The 18,884-nt window shown below is 52.0% G+C and carries 19 protein-coding genes; 2 read left to right on the top strand and 17 right to left on the bottom strand.

Translation table 11 applies throughout. The features are described 5' to 3' along the window. Positions 1-224: 224 nt before the first annotated feature. On the top strand, positions 225-1,382 hold the full coding sequence (locus tag ACOJUN_RS04490; RefSeq protein WP_422135476.1) for a hypothetical protein: 1,158 nt from the start codon (positions 225-227) through the stop codon (positions 1,380-1,382). A gap of 10 nt (positions 1,383-1,392) precedes the next feature. Here the strand turns inward: ACOJUN_RS04490 and ACOJUN_RS04495 are convergent, their stop codons facing one another. The 16 genes from ACOJUN_RS04495 to ACOJUN_RS04570 all read right to left on the bottom strand — a co-directional run bounded on the left by ACOJUN_RS04495 (position 1,393) and on the right by ACOJUN_RS04570 (position 18,301). Next, on the bottom strand, positions 1,393-1,626 hold the full coding sequence (locus ACOJUN_RS04495) for a hypothetical protein (protein ID WP_422135477.1): 234 nt from the start codon (positions 1,624-1,626) through the stop codon (positions 1,393-1,395). Positions 1,627-1,638: 12 nt separating this feature from the next. Beyond that, positions 1,639-3,486, bottom strand: coding sequence for a hypothetical protein (locus ACOJUN_RS04500; protein WP_422135478.1), 1,848 nt, complete (start codon positions 3,484-3,486; stop codon positions 1,639-1,641). Then, positions 3,487-4,695 (bottom strand): hypothetical protein, encoded by a 1,209-nt coding sequence (locus ACOJUN_RS04505; protein WP_422135479.1) that lies wholly within the window; start codon positions 4,693-4,695, stop codon positions 3,487-3,489. It lies immediately after the preceding gene. Continuing rightward, positions 4,695-8,243 carry a hypothetical protein gene (locus tag ACOJUN_RS04510; RefSeq protein ID WP_422135480.1) on the bottom strand — a complete coding sequence of 1,183 codons (3,549 nt, stop codon included), beginning with the start codon at positions 8,241-8,243 and terminating at the stop codon, positions 4,695-4,697. Before ACOJUN_RS04510 ends, ACOJUN_RS04505 begins: the two co-directional genes overlap by 1 nt. A 27-nt stretch (positions 8,244-8,270) precedes the next feature. Continuing rightward, complete coding sequence (locus ACOJUN_RS04515; RefSeq protein ID WP_422135481.1) at positions 8,271-8,654, bottom strand: hypothetical protein; 384 nt, start codon at positions 8,652-8,654, stop codon at positions 8,271-8,273. Further along, on the bottom strand, positions 8,654-11,641 hold the full coding sequence (locus ACOJUN_RS04520; protein WP_422135482.1) for a tape measure protein: 2,988 nt from the start codon (positions 11,639-11,641) through the stop codon (positions 8,654-8,656). The genes ACOJUN_RS04515 and ACOJUN_RS04520 overlap by 1 nt, the downstream gene beginning before the upstream one ends. Before the next feature lie 94 nt (positions 11,642-11,735). Further along, positions 11,736-12,029 carry a type II toxin-antitoxin system RelE/ParE family toxin gene (locus ACOJUN_RS04525; RefSeq protein ID WP_422135483.1) on the bottom strand — a complete coding sequence of 98 codons (294 nt, stop codon included), beginning with the start codon at positions 12,027-12,029 and terminating at the stop codon, positions 11,736-11,738. Continuing rightward, positions 12,016-12,267 (bottom strand): ribbon-helix-helix domain-containing protein, encoded by a 252-nt coding sequence (locus ACOJUN_RS04530; RefSeq protein ID WP_422135484.1) that lies wholly within the window; start codon positions 12,265-12,267, stop codon positions 12,016-12,018. The genes ACOJUN_RS04525 and ACOJUN_RS04530 overlap by 14 nt, the downstream gene beginning before the upstream one ends. 119 nt (positions 12,268-12,386) lie before the next feature. Then, entirely contained in the window at positions 12,387-13,130 is a 744-nt protein-coding gene (locus tag ACOJUN_RS04535) for a hypothetical protein (protein ID WP_422135485.1), read from the bottom strand. 25 nt (positions 13,131-13,155) lie between these two features. After that, on the bottom strand, positions 13,156-13,557 hold the full coding sequence (locus ACOJUN_RS04540; RefSeq protein ID WP_422135486.1) for a hypothetical protein: 402 nt from the start codon (positions 13,555-13,557) through the stop codon (positions 13,156-13,158). Continuing rightward, on the bottom strand, positions 13,550-14,152 hold the full coding sequence (locus ACOJUN_RS04545; RefSeq protein ID WP_422135487.1) for a hypothetical protein: 603 nt from the start codon (positions 14,150-14,152) through the stop codon (positions 13,550-13,552). The genes ACOJUN_RS04540 and ACOJUN_RS04545 overlap by 8 nt, the downstream gene beginning before the upstream one ends. After that, a complete protein-coding gene (locus ACOJUN_RS04550; RefSeq protein WP_422135488.1) occupies positions 14,136-14,435 on the bottom strand; it encodes a hypothetical protein in 300 nt (99 codons plus the stop codon). The genes ACOJUN_RS04545 and ACOJUN_RS04550 overlap by 17 nt, the downstream gene beginning before the upstream one ends. Then, complete coding sequence (locus ACOJUN_RS04555; RefSeq protein WP_422135489.1) at positions 14,420-15,415, bottom strand: major capsid protein; 996 nt, start codon at positions 15,413-15,415, stop codon at positions 14,420-14,422. The genes ACOJUN_RS04550 and ACOJUN_RS04555 overlap by 16 nt, the downstream gene beginning before the upstream one ends. Further along, positions 15,412-15,792, bottom strand: coding sequence for a head decoration protein (locus tag ACOJUN_RS04560; RefSeq protein ID WP_422135490.1), 381 nt, complete (start codon positions 15,790-15,792; stop codon positions 15,412-15,414). Before ACOJUN_RS04560 ends, ACOJUN_RS04555 begins: the two co-directional genes overlap by 4 nt. 51 nt (positions 15,793-15,843) lie before the next feature. After that, positions 15,844-16,830 (bottom strand): head maturation protease, ClpP-related, encoded by a 987-nt coding sequence (locus ACOJUN_RS04565; RefSeq protein ID WP_422135491.1) that lies wholly within the window; start codon positions 16,828-16,830, stop codon positions 15,844-15,846. Beyond that, the gene (locus ACOJUN_RS04570) at positions 16,808-18,301 is read right to left on the bottom strand and encodes a phage portal protein (protein ID WP_422135492.1); all 1,494 of its coding nucleotides are present in this window, start codon (positions 18,299-18,301) and stop codon (positions 16,808-16,810) included. Before ACOJUN_RS04570 ends, ACOJUN_RS04565 begins: the two co-directional genes overlap by 23 nt. 39 nt (positions 18,302-18,340) lie before the next feature. Here ACOJUN_RS04570 and ACOJUN_RS04575 point away from each other — a divergent pair, with 39 nt between their 5' ends. After that, positions 18,341-18,685 carry a hypothetical protein gene (locus tag ACOJUN_RS04575; RefSeq protein ID WP_422135493.1) on the top strand — a complete coding sequence of 115 codons (345 nt, stop codon included), beginning with the start codon at positions 18,341-18,343 and terminating at the stop codon, positions 18,683-18,685. Here ACOJUN_RS04575 and ACOJUN_RS04580 read toward each other — a convergent pair. Then, positions 18,682-18,882, bottom strand: coding sequence for a phage head-tail joining protein (locus ACOJUN_RS04580; protein WP_422135494.1), 201 nt, complete (start codon positions 18,880-18,882; stop codon positions 18,682-18,684). The two genes, ACOJUN_RS04575 and ACOJUN_RS04580, sit on opposite strands and share 4 nt — an antisense overlap. Positions 18,883-18,884: the final 2 nt, after the last annotated feature.

Genomic DNA, 18,884 nt, shown 5'->3' on the forward strand with positions numbered 1-18,884 from the left:
GCTCCTGTTTTTCCTATTATTCTGTTTTTCTTTTTCTTCACCAACCTTGGCAGCACTGGTTTTACCGGATCAGCCATTAATACGTCAAGTGACATGTAATACAGAAGGATTAAAATAGCGATAGCGCAGAGCCCCTCTATAACCAACATCTCACAGGCTCAAGGTTGCTGTTTATCAATAAACGCAAAGGAGTAGTGCTTATCGCTGATGAGGTGGTGTCCATCTTGCACAAACTTCAGCATAAAGAGCTGGCCGACAAATACATGCTCAGAATTCTTCGATCACTGACTGACCCTGAGTTATCCAATCTGCTACGACGTTATGGCCAAAAAAGTAGAGGGGTCAGCCGTCACGATAAGATAGCCTTTGTTATGCATGCTGGCATTCCAGTATCCAATATTCTGCTTCGGGATATTTTTGAAGCAACAGACAATCAGGGCCAGCGTAAAGACAGAGTCAAACTGCTGATGGAAGATCTTGGTCTGAATGTTTCACGACTGGGCACCACCCTTCAGAACAGGGTATCCATATTGATGAAATCGATGCAAAGTAACGCTGAAGCTGAGTTTGAGTTGCTGAGTGTCAGTGGCTTCAAGGAACTTATCGATTCACTGTCTGATACCATTCCACCTGTTCTGGAAAGGCTGCGTGATGAGTTTGAAATTGAAGAAAGTGAAGATCTTGAGCCTGAAAGGCTGAGGGCGCTGGGCATTTCACCTCTGGACATCCTATACGTTTATACCAATGATGAGGTCAAGGCCATCAGAGATGCCATGGGACTGCCCAAACGCAATAATCCGCGTCTAGCCATACTGAACAGCTTTGCCAGTGCTAACGACAAGCTGCTGGAGCATTACGAGTTACTGGCTTCCCGAGATCTAGCGGGGCTCCAGGCAGTGGGTATCAGCATCAAAGAAGCTGAAATCGGTGCGAAGTTTGAGGAAATCACAAAAACCATCTTTGAGCAGCTTGGACTGAAAGTGGATGAAGAGCTCAGAAAGCAAGTCAGTGCCAAGAAAGACCGACCGGATGTCATACTCTCCCTCGGCGATGAAGACGTAATTATTGGGGAGGTTAAATCCTACAAGAATGGTGATTTTGCCAAATACTCATCAACATCCAGACAGGTAAAATCTTACGTCAACCGATGTGAAGGCAATGGTAACCGGGTATCCCAGGTATTGATTGTCTCTCCAGGATTCTCGCCGGATTTTATTGAGTCCGCCGAGATGGATACGGAAGTGAATATTTCCCTGTTGGAATCAGCAGGGCTGAAAAAAATTCTGGAAGCGTACAAAGCCAGACGTAAGCCTAAGTTTTCCGCCAGGCTTTTGACCAAGGGTGGGTTGCTGAAATCGGACTTGATTGCTAAATCTATCTGATTACACAGAATTAAACCTCAGCTTCATACTGCGCCAGTTCTGGCGCAGAGCCTTGAATAGCACCTCCCTGGATAAATGCCTTCTGCCCAACACCGACAGACTCCCCCTGTACAGAAATTACAGAGCCATCTCGCAGGCGAACTTGACTAATGCCGTTGCCGTTTTTGGCCATGATGGTTGCGACTGTTCTACCATCTTCCGGGATCAGTGATTTGAACTGCTGCCAGATGTTGGTGGTGGCCATGTTTTTCTCCGCTCAGTAATGACGTTCTAACTCGATGCTCTGACTGACTTTTCCCTGTCTGGTACTGATGCTGGTGGACAGGCATAAAGCTCTCCAGTTGCCCGAAATATCCTGAACCTCTACCAGCTGACCCGGTTCAATCAGCCCGGGCACAGTTGTGCTCTCTGTAAGAGGCATCTCCAATGTGGTGATACTTTGAAGGCCACTTTTGGCCAGTTCGTTCCTGCCTCGCTCAGTATTCACCTGTGTTTCCGTCAGCCAGTCTTCCAGAATATCCGGTGCTGGGTTGTCACCTGCAGTGCCCTGGCGTTTAACGTTGACTGCGACTCCTGTGTGGGTGCCCGATACATAGACGGCATTGTATTCCGGCTCTGGCCTCCAGCTGGCGCTGAGGTTAATAACCATGCTGGCCGGTATGATCTTGTCCATGGTGGCGCTGTTCCAATTCCAAGGGCTGGCCGGATAGCGAGGCTTGATGTTCAGCTGGTCTGCATCCCGAGAAGGGATCACTACAGCACCGGCTGTGCTGGCCAGTCGAGCAACGACGGTCATGGCGGTTTCGCTCTGATAGCTGAAGCTGCCACCAGGGATGATCCAGTCAGGTGTGCTGTAATCATCCAGTTCCGGATAAAGTGCAGAGAAGCCGGTGTTGGCCAGCTCTTCAGTGATCGCCTGTTTTGCGTTGAGGCTGCTGCTGTTGGACTTGCTACGCTTGGGTGCATAGGGTGCTGCCAGCAGTTGTGTACGACTGGTTCCGTAGATGGTGTATTGTTCTTGTCCGAACGCCCTTGAGCCGGTGTAACGTTCTACGATAAAGATCCACTTCCAGCCATTGATGTCGACTTCGATCTGTTTGGGGCCGTCCTGATCCGGTTCCACCAACGCCAGACTGCTGGCTCCCCAAAGCTCACCACTGAGTGCCCAGCTGAAGCTATCAATGTCGAGGCTGATGTCCATGTTGCTCATCTCGGTCGGTGTCCTGTCGGGCAGCGTCACCACACTGATGGTGTTCATAAGCAGATAAGTCTCCCTGATCTCTGGTTCTTCGGGTTGTGGCTTTTCGATGACATCGATCTCACCGCCATAGTCACTGTCGACTGTGTCATCTTTGGCTTTTCTGCCGGGTCCCCACGGGATGATGACGGGTTCATCCTGAGTGCGGTTACTGCTGAAGGCTGACTGCTGCACAGAGTCTCTTGGTTGAATGGCTCGATTCGGAGTACTCTCGCCCAAATTGAAATACACATCAGGAGTGGTCAATGGTGAGTAACGTTTGGCTGCAAAGGTAAAGTTCAGCAGTGCAGGTGCAGGTGCTGGTACCTGGTAGCCATTGATCGTGCTCTGATGTGCTGAGCCATACTCATCACTGCGATCAAACCGCTCTGTGTTCTGCCGATCTCTCTGCGTACCTTGCTGCCACTGTTCAGAACTTTGTTGCTCTCTTGGCTGGACACTCTGATCCCTGGACTCATCAATGCTGAGTTCTTTGGCAGGCGGTTGCTGCCAGAGAGCCTGTTGCTGACTCTGGAGATCACTGGTTTGCTGGTGACTGATTCTGACGGCTTCTTCCAATTCAGGCACCTTGCCCCAGAACAGTCCTAACTGCGAGCTTTCCAGAGTGTTGGCCTGATGACTACTTTGCTGAACACTGGCCTGAATCGCCACTGAGTTCTGGAACGTTCCCCGGGCAGATACCTGGCAGGTGTTGCCTGTCTGCCACTGGCTCTGGCAGGCACTGACGACAGTGGGCGGTGGAATAAAGGCATAGGTAGGCTGCGGATAAAACTCAAAAAGGGAGGCGGGTTGATAAGCCTCCCGGGTAAAGTTGAAGTCTTGAGTCTTCTCAGGAAAGTAGGCCACTTAACTCTCCGGTACGATCTCGGGTGTCACCGGGCCATGGGCCAGAGGCCGAGTGTAGGGCTTGGCTTTGAACTGAGCTGTGCCGATAGCCTGAACACTGTCGTCAAACCACCAGGTGGGTTCGGTACCGTCACCTGTACCAGCCACAGTGCAGATATAAACGTAGCCCCGGAAGCTGGCCGGACGGATTACATTGCCCACATCATAGGTGCTGTTGGCCAGCCAGACTTCGCCATAGTCATCCATGGCCACCACAATCACGGCTCCTTCATAGGGGCTGGTGTCCAGGGAGTAGCTGCCACTGATGCTGTCGCTGAGCACACTGTTCAGAACCGCATGTTTTGTTTCCTGGCTGCCATCGACTTCCAGTTGTGCCTGAGTGATGGCAAAGACCCGGCGAGCCACGGGCAGATCGTCTTCCATGACGGTGCCCTGGATGCGGGTGGTGTTGCCGTTTCCCGGGATGATGATGCCGCCACCATTGCCTGAAGAAGGTGGACCGTTGGTGTCGCTCCAAACGACAGTGGTGTCGTCAGTGTTAGTCCACTGCAGTTCAGAGGCAATATTGTTACGGCTGGTGATGATTTTCAGTGGGTTGCCACTGTCTTCAAAGTCCCAATGCCAAACGGTTACATAATCACTGGCGGAAGAACTGATGGGTGTGGATGAGTTGTTATAGCCATTGGTCAATGTTGCACTTGCTATGAACAATGCTTTTGCACTGCCCAGCTGGGCACCATCATTTCCCAAAATAGCTCTGGTATAGGCTGTAAAAGTATTAGCTTTGGTATTGGCATATAAGGACAGAATGTTTTGGCTAGTTCCGTTGATAAAAATTCTAACTCTATTCGATGCGGTATTTTGCGAAGGACTCACTGTCACAACCACTTCAAAGAGTTCATCAAAGGGAACACTGCCTTCAGAATACCCTCGATAGGAAAGCCCACCGTTGTTATAGCAAGTGACTTTTACTGATCCACTGTCTACCCAGATCAGGGTCTGGTAACCGGTGCCCGTTGCACTACTCGAGTCCGAATAAATTCTGAGAAGCGGGACGTATTGATCTGCTTGACTGGCACTGACTTGTATCAGTGCATGAAAGTACATTTCTCTGCCTGGATAAAATCCGGTACTGTCATTCCAGCCGTTTGTTGCAGGACTCTCCAGCCTTCCCTGAACGTTCTCTTCAGAAAACCATATACCGGCCATCAGTCAGCATCCCCCCGAATCTGCAGTGTGAACTGATCACTGGTTTCGGTGCCCTGTCCGGCCAGCACAGTTCGACAAATCCACACCGGAGCCAGACAACCGTCTGTATCAAAACGAATAACATTGCCCACAGCCCATCCGGTTCCCCAACCCTCAGCTTTGATGGTGAAGTAAGGTGTACCAGTTTCCGGATTAATCGGCGCTGCATCAGCGGCAGTAGTGGCCGTATCAATAATCCCGAGCTTCTCTTCCACAATCTGGAAGGCGGAACCGGACGTAAAAATAATTGCCCACTTGCCGAAGATGGCTCCCTTGTTGGTCACCACCAATGGATAGTTAATGCTGTTGTACTGGGCAGTGGTGTTATCACCGATGCGCTCATCGGTCCAGTTAGGATCGCCACCGTCCCAAACTTTCTGACTGAAGAAGTTGTGAACCCTGGCTTGCAGGTCACCATAAACCACAGCACTGCTGACTTGGGTTTCATTGGCTGGTAAGTTCCAGGGCACCGGAGCGATGATGGTGATCTCGCCATTTATCTGCACGTCGCTGGCCACGCTCATATGCTCGACCCGATCCTTGATGGTAAACGGCGCTGTCAGACTGTTGCTCTCTGCATCTTGTAGTAGGAGTGGATCGGCAAAGGTGACGGTGCCTGCTTCACGATCCGTCGTGTATTGGGCTGGATCGAGGGTTTGGCCCTGGCTGTCCTCCACAGTGATCTCTGCCTGATGATCCCGGTTCAGGGTGACCAGTTGGCCCGCTGTAGGTGTGCCTGCATCGGTGTTTTGGCGATGACTGATGACCACAATATCCCCCGGTCGATAAATCGGCACCTGGCCATCGGGTGGCAGACGTACCGGGTCCAGACCGATCAGCTCGGCATCCAGTGGCAGGCTGGTTTCCACTATGCAGTTGTAGCGCACACTTTGAGGGATGACATAGATAGAATCGGTGCCGTTTGTGAAGGTCAGCTCACACCAGCCGGTGGTGGCATCCATGGTGCCCTGGACCTCTGAGGTGTTGATGTCGCCGTTAGAGTCTGAGGTGGCGGTGATGATCTCGGCATTATCCACACGCACTGCAGTGAGCTGAAGGCTTCCGGTCCGGATGGGTGCACCTGGTGTTCTAAAGGCGACCGCATCGACTTTAAAGCCACCGGAGATGGTGGCAGCCGCCTGCACTGTTGCCGTGTTGACGGTGCCAGAGGGATAGACGTCCAGTGTCGCCAAGCCTCCTGTGTAATCTATGGTTCCCACAGATGATCCGGCATTCGTCTGACTGCTGACGTTTTTGTACAGAACACCGTCACGGTCAAAGTAGAGCTCGCCATTCCACTCCAGAATGACACTGCCGGGCAGCAGTGGATCTTCAATCAGTGGCAGCAGGTCGATAGTCAGCTCTGGCGCACTCAGGGTATCGGTATTCGCCTGGTGGCTAAGGCTGTTGCTTTGCGCCTTGCTGGTCACTGTGCTGCCTGAGAAAACTTCGGTCTTGGTGGTGTTGGTGTAACTCAGTCTGTATTTGTAGGACTCTCTACTGAGTGTGTACTCCGGATAGCTGTAGTTTTCTGTCGCCTGCAGGGTGAAATTCCCCGTCTGATAATCAATCGTGCCGGCAATATCACGCCAGTTGCCATTGCCATCATCACCGTAGCTTTTAAATCTCTGGGAGGTGGTCTGGTAAGTGGTGTAGTCACTGCTGCGACTGCTGGCATGCTGTGGCACATTACTTTGTCGATCCACCGAAAACTGAACCTGAACGGAGCCTGGCAAGAGCGGTGCACCCGCAATGGTGCCGGTTACTAAACCGGAACCATCCACTGTCACATCCACAATGCCACCGGCTACTGCGCCTTCTTCGTACTGAATCTCGATCTCGGTGCCCTGGTCTGGCAAGGCATTCAACACAAAGCCCAGCTCACCCGAGGCGTAGTAGACACTGCCTGAGCCATCGCCCGTCAACAGGCCGTTGCCCTGATCGGTCAGGGTCTTGGTTTGCTCACTGGCCAGATAGGTGATGACGACACTGCCCGGCTTGATACCTGGCTTCGCAGTGGTGTGCCGAAACGAAAATTTATCCACCGCCACCGAGCCAGTTCGCAGAGTGATTTCGTCATCCGCCTGGGCGATATAACTGAACACCAGCTTGCTGTCGGGATCGGGCAAACCGTCGAGAGTTACCGCCACGCTGCCAGTGCTGAAGTCCATAGTGCCCGAACCTGAACCAGCCAGCAGGCCATTGCCCGGATCGCTCAGGTCTTGCCACTTGCCCAGAGAGATATAGCTGACCACCAGAGTGCCGGGCTTGGGCTTGGCCTCAGCAAAGTTGAAGGTGTAGTTAAAGCCCCGGTTCTGGGCGGTGATGTCCAGAGTGCCACTGATGGCGGCTCCGGTGATGCCAGTGGCAGGCTGGTATAGGGCAGTAGCCGTACTGGTATAGTAACTGCTGTTGCGCCAGACGTTCAGCTCACCACTTTCATAGTCAATCGTCAGGTTGCTGTAGTTATTGGACCCGCTTTTGTGTACCAGCTGGCCGGTCTTGTCGTCCTCAAAGGTGCCGCCTTCTAACGACAGCGTCACGGTTCCCGGCAAGACTCCGGTCTGCAAAAAGGCCCGACTTTGGTTGCCGGAAAGATGCACAAATGAAAGGCTGACATTGCGCTGGCTGGATGAGGTAGCCACCATTCTTTTAGCGGTATAGCCGCCGTACTGATCCACCACCGGACTTTCAACCCGGGCGCTGGGCACCAAAGGTGAATATACACTGCTAACCTTCAGGGTCAGATCACCCTGTTTAATGGCTGCTTTTGTTGGCTGGATGCCGTAGTAGCGAGAGGTGTCTGCAATCTGTGTCGACTGTACTGAGGTCTTCGCTTCACTGGCTCCTTGCCCGTCCACTGGCATGACGGTCCCCGCAGGTGTCGCAGTGCCACCGGCAAAGCGATCAATCAGGGCCGCACTGATCTCCATATCCAGCCGCCGACGTTCAAAGTCGACATAGCTGCCTTCGCTGTAGGCATAGGTGAAGGTTTCGATGCGGTGTTCTACTTTGGTGATGCGGGCGTACTGCTCTTTTTTACTGTCACTGTTGTACAGTCGATAAACTTCACCTATTTCCGGCAGGGCTTTTTCTTCTCGCTGAATGCCGACGATGCTGCGCTGGCCTACCAGCTGATAACCCAGCAGTTCAAAGCTGGCTGATGTGCCCGGCACCACATAGGCTTCGATCCGATCCCGGGCGGCATTGCGCTCATCGGTCTGGCTGTCGGTGTTGAACAGCAGCACACTGACATTGTCGTCATCCGGTGCATCGGTGAGGATGATATGACTGCCCAGATAAGCATCGTTGTTGTCGGTGCTGATGCCTATGTAGGCTTTACGCAGGGCGACATCGCCGATGGTGCGGTCAATCCGGGAGATGTCCTGAAAGAGGTTATTCACATTTCCGTCGATCACCACAGTGCCAGTGGCCCGGCCACCGCCGTCCTCCTCGTCACTGAGACGCTGGCTTTCAAAGAGTTTCACGTCTTCGTTGTTGATGGGCATCCCTTGCTCCTCTTAATAGTTTCTTGCTTATTCCACGGTCAGCAGTCGGATTATCAGGCTGTATTGATAGTTGTCACCCGGATAGGCATAGGGCAGAACCTGTCGGGCTTCGACGGGCGCACCCGAGCTGCGATCAAAGATCACGGAGTACTGTCTCAGGTCCGGCAAGGTCAGAGTCATGACTTTGTTGGCGATCTGGCTCAGGGCCAGCAGGTTGACCACTACGGAGCGAGAAACCCAGGCGGCGTCTTCGCCACCATTCAGCTCGATCGATCGGCCATAGCTTTTGCTTTGCTCCTGAATCATCAAGCCTCCGGTCAGGCTGCGGTCCTGGCTCTGGGCCACCGGGTTCCAGTCGAACTCATTAATCCATAACAAATCGTCGGGCAGTGTGATGGTATCCAGTGTCATCAGGCAGACCTCATTCCGGCATTTTTCAGAGCTTCCAGCAGTCGTTTTTCATCACCCGGCTTAACGCCCACATCCACCTGGCCTCCTGGGTATTCCAGACGAATGACTTTCTCTGGTGATCTACTTTGGGTGGGCTGCCGTTGGCTTTGAATGCGTGATTTTTCCTGTTGAGCTTGCTGCTCCCTTTGCTTTTGCACTTTCTCTTGCTGCTGAAGCTCATACTGGCGCTGCTTCTCGGTCCGGATGGACTGATTAAGTGTGAGTGCTTTCTGCAAGTTACTCACTGCCTGTGAGTCACCGTCTTGTTTGGCGATGGCCAGCTCCAGCTCGAGGTCTTTCTTTCGGGCTTCGTAGCGGCGTTGCTCGATATCGCCCTGCCTACCCTGAAGGCGATCCAGTTCATCCTGAAGGCTGTTCAGTGTGCCTTGGGTGCTGTCTGACAGCCGTTGCATACTGTCGTTGGCTTGTTCGATGGCTTGATTCAAACGATCCAGGTCTTGCTGGTTGAGCAGGTTCAGTTTGTCAGCCAGGTATTGACCATCGCTGGCCATCTGTTGGGCCGACACAGAGCCGTTTTCATAGCTCTGCACCAGGTCTTCCAGGGCGATCTTCTGCTCATAAAATTCAGCTCTTACTGAAGCGGCATTGGTCGCTGTATCCTTCATCCAGTGTCCGATGCCGGTGGTATCCAGTCCGACATTGGCAGTGGCCAGAGCCTGGACTTCCTCTTTGGTTTCAGCCAGTGTCGCTTTCAGCTGTCCCAGCTCACCCAGAGTGTCAGTGGTATCGATCTGAGTAGCGCCTTGCATGTTGAGGAAAGTGTCTTCTGCCTGGGCGCTCAGACCGTAGAGTTCGGAGGTGATGTTGTTGTAAAAACCCACTAAACCATTGAGTGTGCCGGATGCACGTTCTGCCCCCTGTGCCTGTTTATCACCGGCCTCATCCACGGCATCACCCAATGACCGGGCAGCCCCTGCTGCAGACCGGGCACCGTCTTCCAGCTCGGCCAGCTTCTCTCTGCTGGCCGCTAATGCTTCGTTGTATTGTTCTTGGGTCAGGGTACCGTCCGCGAAAGCTTGAGACAGTCTTACGGCCAGATCAGCCAGCTCTGTGCGGGTTTCGGCAGCATTGATCTGTTTCAGGGCATCGGCGGCATCGCTGAAGGCTTTCTTGGCGGTTTGACCGGATTCAACGTAGACCGAGTTAAGTTTAACAACGTCTTCCTCGACGGACGCTGTCGTTTTCTGGCTCTCATTACGGATAGCTTGCTGGGTACTTTGGCTGGATTGAACAATCGCTTCACCCAGCGACTGCCAGCTGTTGTTAATATCCTGCACATCTTCTTTCACCGCTTCCCTGAAACCCGCTGACACCGCTTTCAGTGACTCACCAAAAGACTGGAGTTTTTGGGCCGACTCTGTCGCACCTAATGCATTCAACAGACTGCCCATCCCCCCGGAAACGGATGAGATAACTTCACTGAACACCAGACCAAAAGACTTAACAGCCAGGGTAAAGCCATTAAACAACAACTGGACAGCATTACCCGTCAGAGTAAAGGTATTGTTGAGACTGGCCAGGGTGGAAGCAATACGCTGGCTGGCAGACTGAATGCTGGCCACCACGCCTTCAAACGTCAGGCCAGTGAAGTTGGCCTTGGTGGCCTCCCCCATCTGCACAAACGCATCGCTGATAGACTGAGCCAGTCGAGACAGACGACCATCTTCAGACATAATACTGATCTGGTCCGAAAGACTTTTTAGCTGATCCTTGGCATAAGACAGTGCGCCACTCTGGGCCACTTCATCCAGAAAGTTCTGCCAGCTGTCTTTCAGGTTGCTGACGTAACCGGACAACAGGGAAATATTCTCAGCGGCAGCCCCGGCAGAGCTCTTGCCAATTTCCTCGATCAGCAGGGCAATGGTATCCCGACCCAGTTTGCCCGCTGTGGAGAGCTTCTGCAGTTCCTGAACATTTTTACCAGTGGCTTTTTCCAGCAACTCCCAAACCGGAACACCCCGCTCTACCAGTTGCAGAATCTCTTCGCCCTGCAACTTCTGCTTGGCCCAGGCCTGCCCAACCGCCAGGGAAATCCCATTCAGACGCTCCATGCCACCGCCCAGCTTGGAAGCCTGATCCACCATGGCCTGCATACTACCGTCCATGGGATCAAGACCGAACGCCTTTAGTCGTACAAAAGCCTCCGCCACCTGCTCCAGCTGATAAGGGGTTTCACGGGTAAACTGCTTGATCCACTGAATGGCTCGTTCACCCTCAGCCACCGAGCCCATCACAGCATTGAGTTGCACCCTCAAGCGTTCAAACTGATCCCCCGTGGCAAGCAGTCCCTGAATGGCCCGTTTGATGGTATATAAGCCAACACTGGCCGCCACCAGAGCGCCCAATCGCTGCGACAAACGCCCCATACTGCCAGATGCCCGATCTGCATCTCGGGCTAACTGCCTGAAGCCGGAACGTTTGAAGGAGTGAGCGGAACTCTTGGCTTTGGCATCCACTTTCTGCAAAGCAGAAGCCGTCTCTTTTAGCTCCTTTTGCAGACGCTGCTGCTGAACAGAAAGGTTTCGATTGGAAAGACCTGCCTGCTCCAGACTGCTGCGTAACCCGGCCAGTTTCTGGCGCTGAGCCTGATAAGCTCGACTGGCTGAGACCATGGACTTACGAGCCGACTCCAGGGACCGCTGAAGGGATCGGGAAGGCTTCTCAGTCTGTTGAAACTCCCTGGCCAGTTTCTCAACCCTGGCTTCCGCTTCCCGGTAAGCTTTGCCTGTATCTAGAACGGCTGCTGTCTGTTTTTGGAAAGACGACAGAAGACGATCTTGCTTCTGCAAATCAGACAGTTTTTGTTTGAGGGTTTGGGCTTCTTTGCGGAGGGATTCGAGGGAGGTTGCTGACTGGAGGACGGTTTTGGATAGGGTGTCTTTGGTTTTGAGGACCAGCCGAAGGGCGGATTCCTTAATGGATGACATGGTTATCTCCATGGAATAAAACTAAAACAGTTGAGGAGCGACATCAGTGTTGTGAAAAGGTGGTGGGTGTGGATCTGGCAGACTGATAGCCGTCTTACGCCTGAAATGTTTCAGAGATATCCTGTCTCCCCATAATCCGAACAATCAGGACATAATCTTCCTGAATTTGGTAATAAATTGAGTGAGAACCGTACACACTCATACGGTATCCCTCGCGGATATGCTCCACTGACGGGTAGTGAAGTGGAAAATTCGCTAATTCTGTCAAACGGGCCTGCAAGCTATCGTGGTAATGAAGTGCCTGATCCAGACCAAAGTTATCAATGCCAAACTCAAGGATACGCTCTATATCCAAAGCAGCTTCATTTGATAGCTTATAACTCGCCATTTTTAGGTTTTCGCTCCAGTACCTGGGTCACTATGTCTTCAGGAGTCAATTCGCTGATACCACTGTTTTCTCCTTTGATCAGTGCTTCACGAATCGCTTCAAGTTCACTTTTTCTGGATCGGGCTTGTCTGATCAGGTCATTAATGACATCGCTTTTACTACTGTACTCTTTGCTGTCAACCTGAGCCTTGAGCCACTCATCGTTGGGCTCGGTAAACGTGATACTTTGTCTGGGCATGAGACTCTCTCCTTGGTTCATATATGCACCATATTAGCACCAAAAAAGAAAAGTGCACCTCGTTTATCGCACAGATTTTGTATTGCCCATCAAAAAGGAACACGTGGGAATTTTAGCGACTACCCCGCCAGATCCAGTTGCATGAAAGAACTCAGCCCATTCCCTGAAATCGCCGTATCCGCCAGCACATCGACTTGTAGGGGAATGCTGGCGAAGTCATCTGAGATAAAACCCAGATTCTGTACCGGAGAGAACTTCACCCGATGCACCCGGATATTGAAGGGCAAGCCCTCCTGAGCATCATTCAATCCTTCCATAAACAAGGTAAACTCCCGCCCGGACTCTACGAGTGCTTGAACCATATTAGCCTTAAGTGGGGTGTAGCTGACCTTGATGCCCTGATCATCAATACCTCCACCTTCAATGACCTGAATGCCAGATTTCATCAGTTGGTAGTCATCACCTTCTACCAATACGGTATCCAGACTGTCTTTTACCGTAATGGTCTGATCCAAATCAGGTAAATGCCCGAAAGGAATCAATTCACCTGCCACACCATAGGTTTCTTGCGCTTCATCAGTCACCGGGGTGATCGCAGCCTCTGTGACACTGCCTCGTAGTGCCAGGGAGATATTGCTGGCGGTAAAATCATGAGCTACCAGATTGGCAGTAATACCCGACACTCGGCTGATAACATTGCGATTGCCACCACCGCCCAGATAGTTTTTCAACTCTTTACGATCTTCTTCAAAGCTAAAGTTAAACTCACTGACATTGCCGATGGGCAAGAGTGGTGCGGATTTGTCGTAGGGTTGAATATGGATACTGCCTGCGCCGATAAAGCTGCGGTCGATAGTAGACATAGAATTCTCCTTCCTTGAAGAGGATTTAAAAAACGGTTTCGAGAGTCAGGGTGATATCTGCGAAGGACAATTGTCCCTGGCTGGGGGCAATATCAAATTGGGTTTCAGAGAAGGTCAGCTTGCGACAATGTTCTGACAGGGCTTTATCATTGCTCAGGGCTTGGCGAATCGTTCTGGAGAGCTCCAGCAAGGCATAAGTTGCCCGGTCATTGGTCGGCACCACAGCGCTGAGATTAAAAAGCCATTGATCTTTACGACGGCTGCCCTGTTGTTGTAACTCACTGATTGATTCCAGTTGCACCAGTACGGCTGGCGGCTTCAGATCCTGTTCAATGCCGGTGGCAGCATAGCCCAACAATACCTGATTACACACTGTCTCCAGAACACCTACCAAAAGGCTAACCAGTTGTTGTTCTGGGCTAAGCATGACCGGCTCCGTTGATAATGAAATTCAGTTCCTGTTGCATCAGGGTGGTAAACCGCTCCAGTAAAACGGGCTGAAGCTTTTCCAGTACCTGAATGGCGCTGTTTAGGATCGGCAGTGTCTTCTTTTCCAGGGGCAAGCCCATCCACATCATGCGACCGGATTTTTTGGAGCGCTGGTATTTATGCCGCCAGTTGGCTTTTCGCCTGAAGACCATCGAGTGTGTAGCATTGACCGGCTGCATTAAAAAAGCCCCTTTCCAGAATTGCTTGCCGGTTCTGACGCCTTGTTTTGTCTGTCTAGGTTTGCCCAGATAATGAGCCGGTATAACCCAGGCACCGATCCAGATCACCAGACTGTAGCCTTCACTCCCTCGCTCACCCGGTTGCAGGAGATTGACCTTGACCCGGCCCAGCTCTTTTAGCTTCTTTTGAGTAATGCCTTGCTCTCGAGCTAATGCTCTCAGGGTTCGTCGTTCAGCAAAACGGGTTAACTTCCTCAATGATCTTCGAATGGCGAGCTGGAGAGTTTCCGGAGTGTTCTTGAAGTAATGGATCAACTCATCAATGCTGTCATTCAGCTCAAGCTCCAGCTTCATGGAGTGACCACCAGTTCATCTGACCATCGCCTTTCAGTTTCCGCTCTACTGTCCAGCGTTGTTCTGCTGAAATCACCTCATCGCCCCGGCTCACCCTTACATCCGTGGCCAAGGCCAATGTGGTGACCTCTTGCAACACCTGTTCATAAGGACCGGTAGGCACCAGCTCCCGAGTCAAAATGCCCGTCACTTCCAGCCTACTGTCATCTGACTTTTTCAGTGTGACTGCCTCTCCAAAGGTAGCCAGTAACTGCCGTTTCAGATCACTTAGCTCATCTTGCATTTGATCACGGCTCTTGGCTTAAGACAGATGGGCAGTGGGTTGGACTGAGTGTGGACCTGCACGCCTTTATCGAAGTCGAGAATTTTCTGTTTCGCGTACCGTGGCAGACCAATGGTATTCACGGTTTCGATAAAGTCCGCTGGGGCAAACCAGGTGCGGAAGATGCCGGTGCCTTCCGGGATCACGTAAGCTTCATCCGGTTTAATGAAAGGAATATCGCCTACCTGTCCACGATACTCTTCCCAATTGATATCACCGAACCGGAATCCGGTCTTGGGATCATTGCGCAGTAAAACGCTGTCCTGATAGCGATGGTAAGCATCTTTGACGTAATCGTGTCCGACCAGAGCATCATAAAAATCAGCACCACAGAAGGCCCTTAATCCAGTGTAAGGCTGAGCGCCCAGAGCCGTGTCTACCTTCCTGCGAAGAGCCACACACTCTAACCGGATATCCGTTTCAGCCGCACTGAATTTAAAGGTATGGTTTTGCTGGGTGACACCGAATTCCTGAAATAGGTCGTAGATCACACTGGAGCCATCGGCATCGAGAATCTGTCCCTTGATGGCTCCCAGTCGCAAGTGCTCCAGGGTCACTTCATGGTTAGCATTCATGGACGACAGTCGATCATTAACCACCGTTTTCACACCTTCCAAAGCACTCTCAGAACCAAAGGCCCGGACATTGCGCACCTCATCAGCAATGATGGTGGAGTCATAGGGAATATGAGGGATCACAAAACTGCGTACCTTCCGCTTGCCTCCCCGAGCCTGGGCAGCCGGAGCACCGCGCTCGGAAGTGGGCAGCAGGATCAGCTCACCATTCCGTGACTCTACAATCGCCGTGGTGGTGTTAATGCCACTTTCAGTAAACAGCCCCAGTTCACCGATACGCCCTGGCTTATAGGGCATATCGTTCAGAGTGGCAGTCAGACTGGTAAGACTGAAGGCATCGTTGTTAAAAATATCCAGCAAGTTCATCCCTGTTCTCCTGTCCTGAGAATGATATCCAGTGTCGACAGCTCTTCGACCGCCGTCGTTTTTTCTTCGTCAGTGATGCCTTCAGGCCAGACCAGTAACTCCTGATCCACTTCTGCCAGTCGCGCAATGATGACACCCTCACCGCCTGTGGCATCGGTAATGACATGGTCCCAAAGCACTCCAGCGGCCATTTGCAAGCCTGTGTCAGCGGCCGGATCAATAGGACCATAAACACCTGTGGAGGTATTCTTGCCAAGAATGGTGCCGGGCATTAGCGCCAGATCCGGAGCCAGTTCGATCAGCTCCCGGCTGATACTGTTGTTTCCTTCGGACACAATGAATTCGCCAGCATTCACCGGCTCTGTCATCACAGGCATGGTTCAGTTCCTTTGAGTGAGAAAGGGAAAATTAAGAAAGGGTGAGTGGTTTCAAGCAGCCGATTGACCGTTACGCTTGCGGTAAACGGCCTGGGTATCCACCAGTGGCTGAATTTTTTTATCCTGCTGATCGGGTGTCAGCTGGTTATTAATGCTGTCGTCATCCTGCAAGAGCAGATCAAACAGTTCAGTGCGTACCTGAGCTTCCGTCTTGCCAGACTGAATATACTGTCCGGCCCGATCTTCACAGTGCGCTGCTGCACACAGGGATTTGATTGTTTCACATTCCGTCAGACGCGCTTTGACGTCTTCGATCCCCTGTTGCTGGCGGACAAAAGCTTCTGCCATCTCCGGGTAACCGGCCTGATTACACAAGGTCATTACTGCCAGGGCATGAGCGCCTTTATCCCCATTTTCAGATTCAGAGTTTGCGGGCTGAGGTGGATGCATAAAGCTGGAAAGGTCGAAATGAGCTGCCATTTTCACCGGTGCTTCCACTTCATCAATCAGGCCATGGCCTTGGGCTTCAGTGGCGGTGAACCAGGTCTCCTCGTCCATCAGTTTCAGCATGGCTTTCAGATCTAATTCACAGCGATTGCAGTAGGTCTGGGCAATCACCTCGGTGGTTTTGTCCAACATATCCGCCATTTTGCGCAGCTCACCGGCATCACCTCCGACCCAGCCGAAAGGATTGTGAATCATTAGCAGGGCATTTTCAGCCATATGTATGGTATCACCTGCCATAGCGATGACACTGGCGATACTGGCCGCCAGCCCTTCAATCCGGACATGGATGTTAGCCTTGTGGTAACGCAGGGCATTGTAAATGGCGACTCCGTCAAACACTGAGCCACCGGGGCTGTTGATCCGAACGGTAATGTCATCCGTGTCCAGATCTTTCAGGCTGCTGACCAGTTGCCGGGCAGATAAGCCTGCCCAATCGCCAATCACATCATAAATCAGCAACTCCGCTGGTTGGCCTGACTGATTCTTAAACGTGAACCAGGCCCGGTTCTTATTGAGCGGCTTTTTGTTCATCGTTTTCAGGTTCCTCTTCCATGATGGTGTTGTTTATTTCCCGAGTTCTGGCATCACTGTCGTATTGCAGCTCCAGCTCATCGGCTCGCTGGTTATCTGCTGCGATCTCATCGTCAATCTGTTCACTGTCGTAGCCTTGTTCAGACACCACTTCCGAGCGAGATTTAAAACCGCTGCGGACTGCCAGATTCTGGGACTGCACATCCTGGACCGGATGAATATAAGCCCAGCCCTGGGGAATCCATTTCACTTTGCGATAGTGAGCCGGATTACGATGAAAGTCCGGGGATGAAATCGCCCCACTGAGTACGGCCAGTTCCAGCCATCGTTTCCAGACCGGGCGACAAAGTTGGAACACCATCAGATTATGCTGGATCTGTTGAATACGACGACGAAACTCATTAAGCACCACCCGTAAAGCGCGGTCACTGACGCCTTTCATATCGCCGGACAGGATCTCATAAGGCAGACCAATACCCGCTGATACCGCCATCAGCTGTTGGCGGATAAAGTCCGGGTAGTTACTGGCCGCTCCTGGTGGTGTGTTAAACGTTATCTCCTCACCCGGTGATAGCTCCTGCATAGTGCCCGGCTCCATTGCTACCATAGGAACACCTTGCAGGTCATAGACAATGGGCCGACCGGTTAAAGGATCGACCTTTTCCGTTTCCGGAGCCGGTTTGGTGATAAAGCCGGTGAACAGGTTGGCGATTTCCTGCCGAAGCAGCGTGGCATCATCGAATTTGTCCAGGTGATACATTCGAAGCAGCACCTGGCTCAACAAAGGTTGCCCACGCAGCTGACCTGGCCGCAGCGGTTCATAAAGATGCAACACCTGATCGGCAGGCACCCGTCGCAGGTCGGCAGTATCCAGTGTGGTGTAATCCGAAGGATGCTGCTTGTGCATCCAGTAAGCGACACGCTGCCCGATGGCATTAAACTCGATACCGGCCCGGATCTTGTGGCCCTTTTTCAGTTCTTCGTTGTAATCCCAGGGGACAAACTCCGCTTCCAGCAATTGCAGCTGCAGCGGCACACTCAAACCATCGCCGGGTTTGCGGGGACGGAATCGAACAAAACACTCTCCAGCTTCAAGCACTGATCGCATGGCCAGAGCCTGCTGCCCGTAAAAATCGAGCTGACCATCGGCATCGGACTCATCGGTCCAGTCCAGAAACAGGGCCTGTAACTCTTTACGAAACCCATCATCACGGGCTTCTGACTTGGGCTTGATGCCGGTGCCGACAATATTGGCGACCAGCTTTTCCAGCCCGGAAGCGGCCCAGGGATCATTACGAATCGCTGCCCGGGAGCGGTTGATCAGGGTTCCAAGGTTTCCGGTCAGTGAATTATTGGGGCCGGTAGAAGGCGCAATCCAACTCTGGCTTCTTCGCCCCTGACCTGCCGAGGTATAAGCCAGGTTTTTCAGTTCGGGCAGTAGCCAGCCTGCAATACGTTGTTTCAAGCCCATTCAGTCATTCCCGAAAGCTGTGCTAATGTAGAAATCACTATGAAAAAGAAAACAGACACCGACTGGAAACGCTTGGAAGCAATGTCAGATGAAGACATTGACACCTCTGATATCCCTGAGCTGGGCGATTATTTCTTTGATCACGCTGAACAACATTCCTTCCATGATGAACCGCTGACGTGGAGGCAAAGGTTCTGCCTTTCACTTCGCCTATGGTTTATGTGGCTACCAGCTCTCATTGTATTTTTAGGAACCTGCTACTTTCTGTGGGCCGAATCCACATTATGGTTAACAGACCCCATACTGGCTTTTGCTTGTGCAGCCTTCATAGCTCTTTTTGCCACCGTCATTTGGTTTTGTATCCTTTTCGGCTTGGAAAATTAAATACCCTTTGACGAATAGACCCCATATTGCCGGGGTCGCTTCTGTTGCTTGATCAATTCCCGTTCGATAGCCTGCAGTCGTCTTTCCATTTCGGAGAAGCTGGCGTATTCCACCTTGCAACCTTCAAATTCTACGGTGCGGGTTTCTCTCAGTAACACGGCTCGTTTCAAAGCCTGATATTCAGCTTCTGTGATCATGC

Source organism: Endozoicomonas sp. ALD040 (assembly GCF_049275945.1).
Lineage (GTDB): Bacteria > Pseudomonadota > Gammaproteobacteria > Pseudomonadales > Endozoicomonadaceae > Endozoicomonas_A.

Coding starts and splice junctions, on each gene's coding strand:
- ACOJUN_RS04495 (WP_422135477.1), bottom strand. CDS start 1,626: ATGGCCACCACCAACATCTGGCAGCAGTTCAAATCACTGATCCCGGAA.
- ACOJUN_RS04505 (WP_422135479.1), bottom strand. CDS start 4,695: ATGGCCGGTATATGGTTTTCTGAAGAGAACGTTCAGGGAAGGCTGGAG.
- ACOJUN_RS04510 (WP_422135480.1), bottom strand. CDS start 8,243: ATGCCCATCAACAACGAAGACGTGAAACTCTTTGAAAGCCAGCGTCTC.
- ACOJUN_RS04515 (WP_422135481.1), bottom strand. CDS start 8,654: ATGACACTGGATACCATCACACTGCCCGACGATTTGTTATGGATTAAT.
- ACOJUN_RS04520 (WP_422135482.1), bottom strand. CDS start 11,641: ATGTCATCCATTAAGGAATCCGCCCTTCGGCTGGTCCTCAAAACCAAA.
- ACOJUN_RS04525 (WP_422135483.1), bottom strand. CDS start 12,029: ATGGCGAGTTATAAGCTATCAAATGAAGCTGCTTTGGATATAGAGCGT.
- ACOJUN_RS04530 (WP_422135484.1), bottom strand. CDS start 12,267: ATGCCCAGACAAAGTATCACGTTTACCGAGCCCAACGATGAGTGGCTC.
- ACOJUN_RS04535 (WP_422135485.1), bottom strand. CDS start 13,130: ATGTCTACTATCGACCGCAGCTTTATCGGCGCAGGCAGTATCCATATT.
- ACOJUN_RS04540 (WP_422135486.1), bottom strand. CDS start 13,557: ATGCTTAGCCCAGAACAACAACTGGTTAGCCTTTTGGTAGGTGTTCTG.
- ACOJUN_RS04545 (WP_422135487.1), bottom strand. CDS start 14,152: ATGAAGCTGGAGCTTGAGCTGAATGACAGCATTGATGAGTTGATCCAT.
- ACOJUN_RS04550 (WP_422135488.1), bottom strand. CDS start 14,435: ATGCAAGATGAGCTAAGTGATCTGAAACGGCAGTTACTGGCTACCTTT.
- ACOJUN_RS04555 (WP_422135489.1), bottom strand. CDS start 15,415: ATGAACTTGCTGGATATTTTTAACAACGATGCCTTCAGTCTTACCAGT.
- ACOJUN_RS04560 (WP_422135490.1), bottom strand. CDS start 15,792: ATGCCTGTGATGACAGAGCCGGTGAATGCTGGCGAATTCATTGTGTCC.
- ACOJUN_RS04565 (WP_422135491.1), bottom strand. CDS start 16,830: ATGAACAAAAAGCCGCTCAATAAGAACCGGGCCTGGTTCACGTTTAAG.
- ACOJUN_RS04570 (WP_422135492.1), bottom strand. CDS start 18,301: ATGGGCTTGAAACAACGTATTGCAGGCTGGCTACTGCCCGAACTGAAA.
- ACOJUN_RS04575 (WP_422135493.1), top strand. CDS start 18,341: ATGAAAAAGAAAACAGACACCGACTGGAAACGCTTGGAAGCAATGTCA.
- ACOJUN_RS04580 (WP_422135494.1), bottom strand. CDS start 18,882: ATGATCACAGAAGCTGAATATCAGGCTTTGAAACGAGCCGTGTTACTG.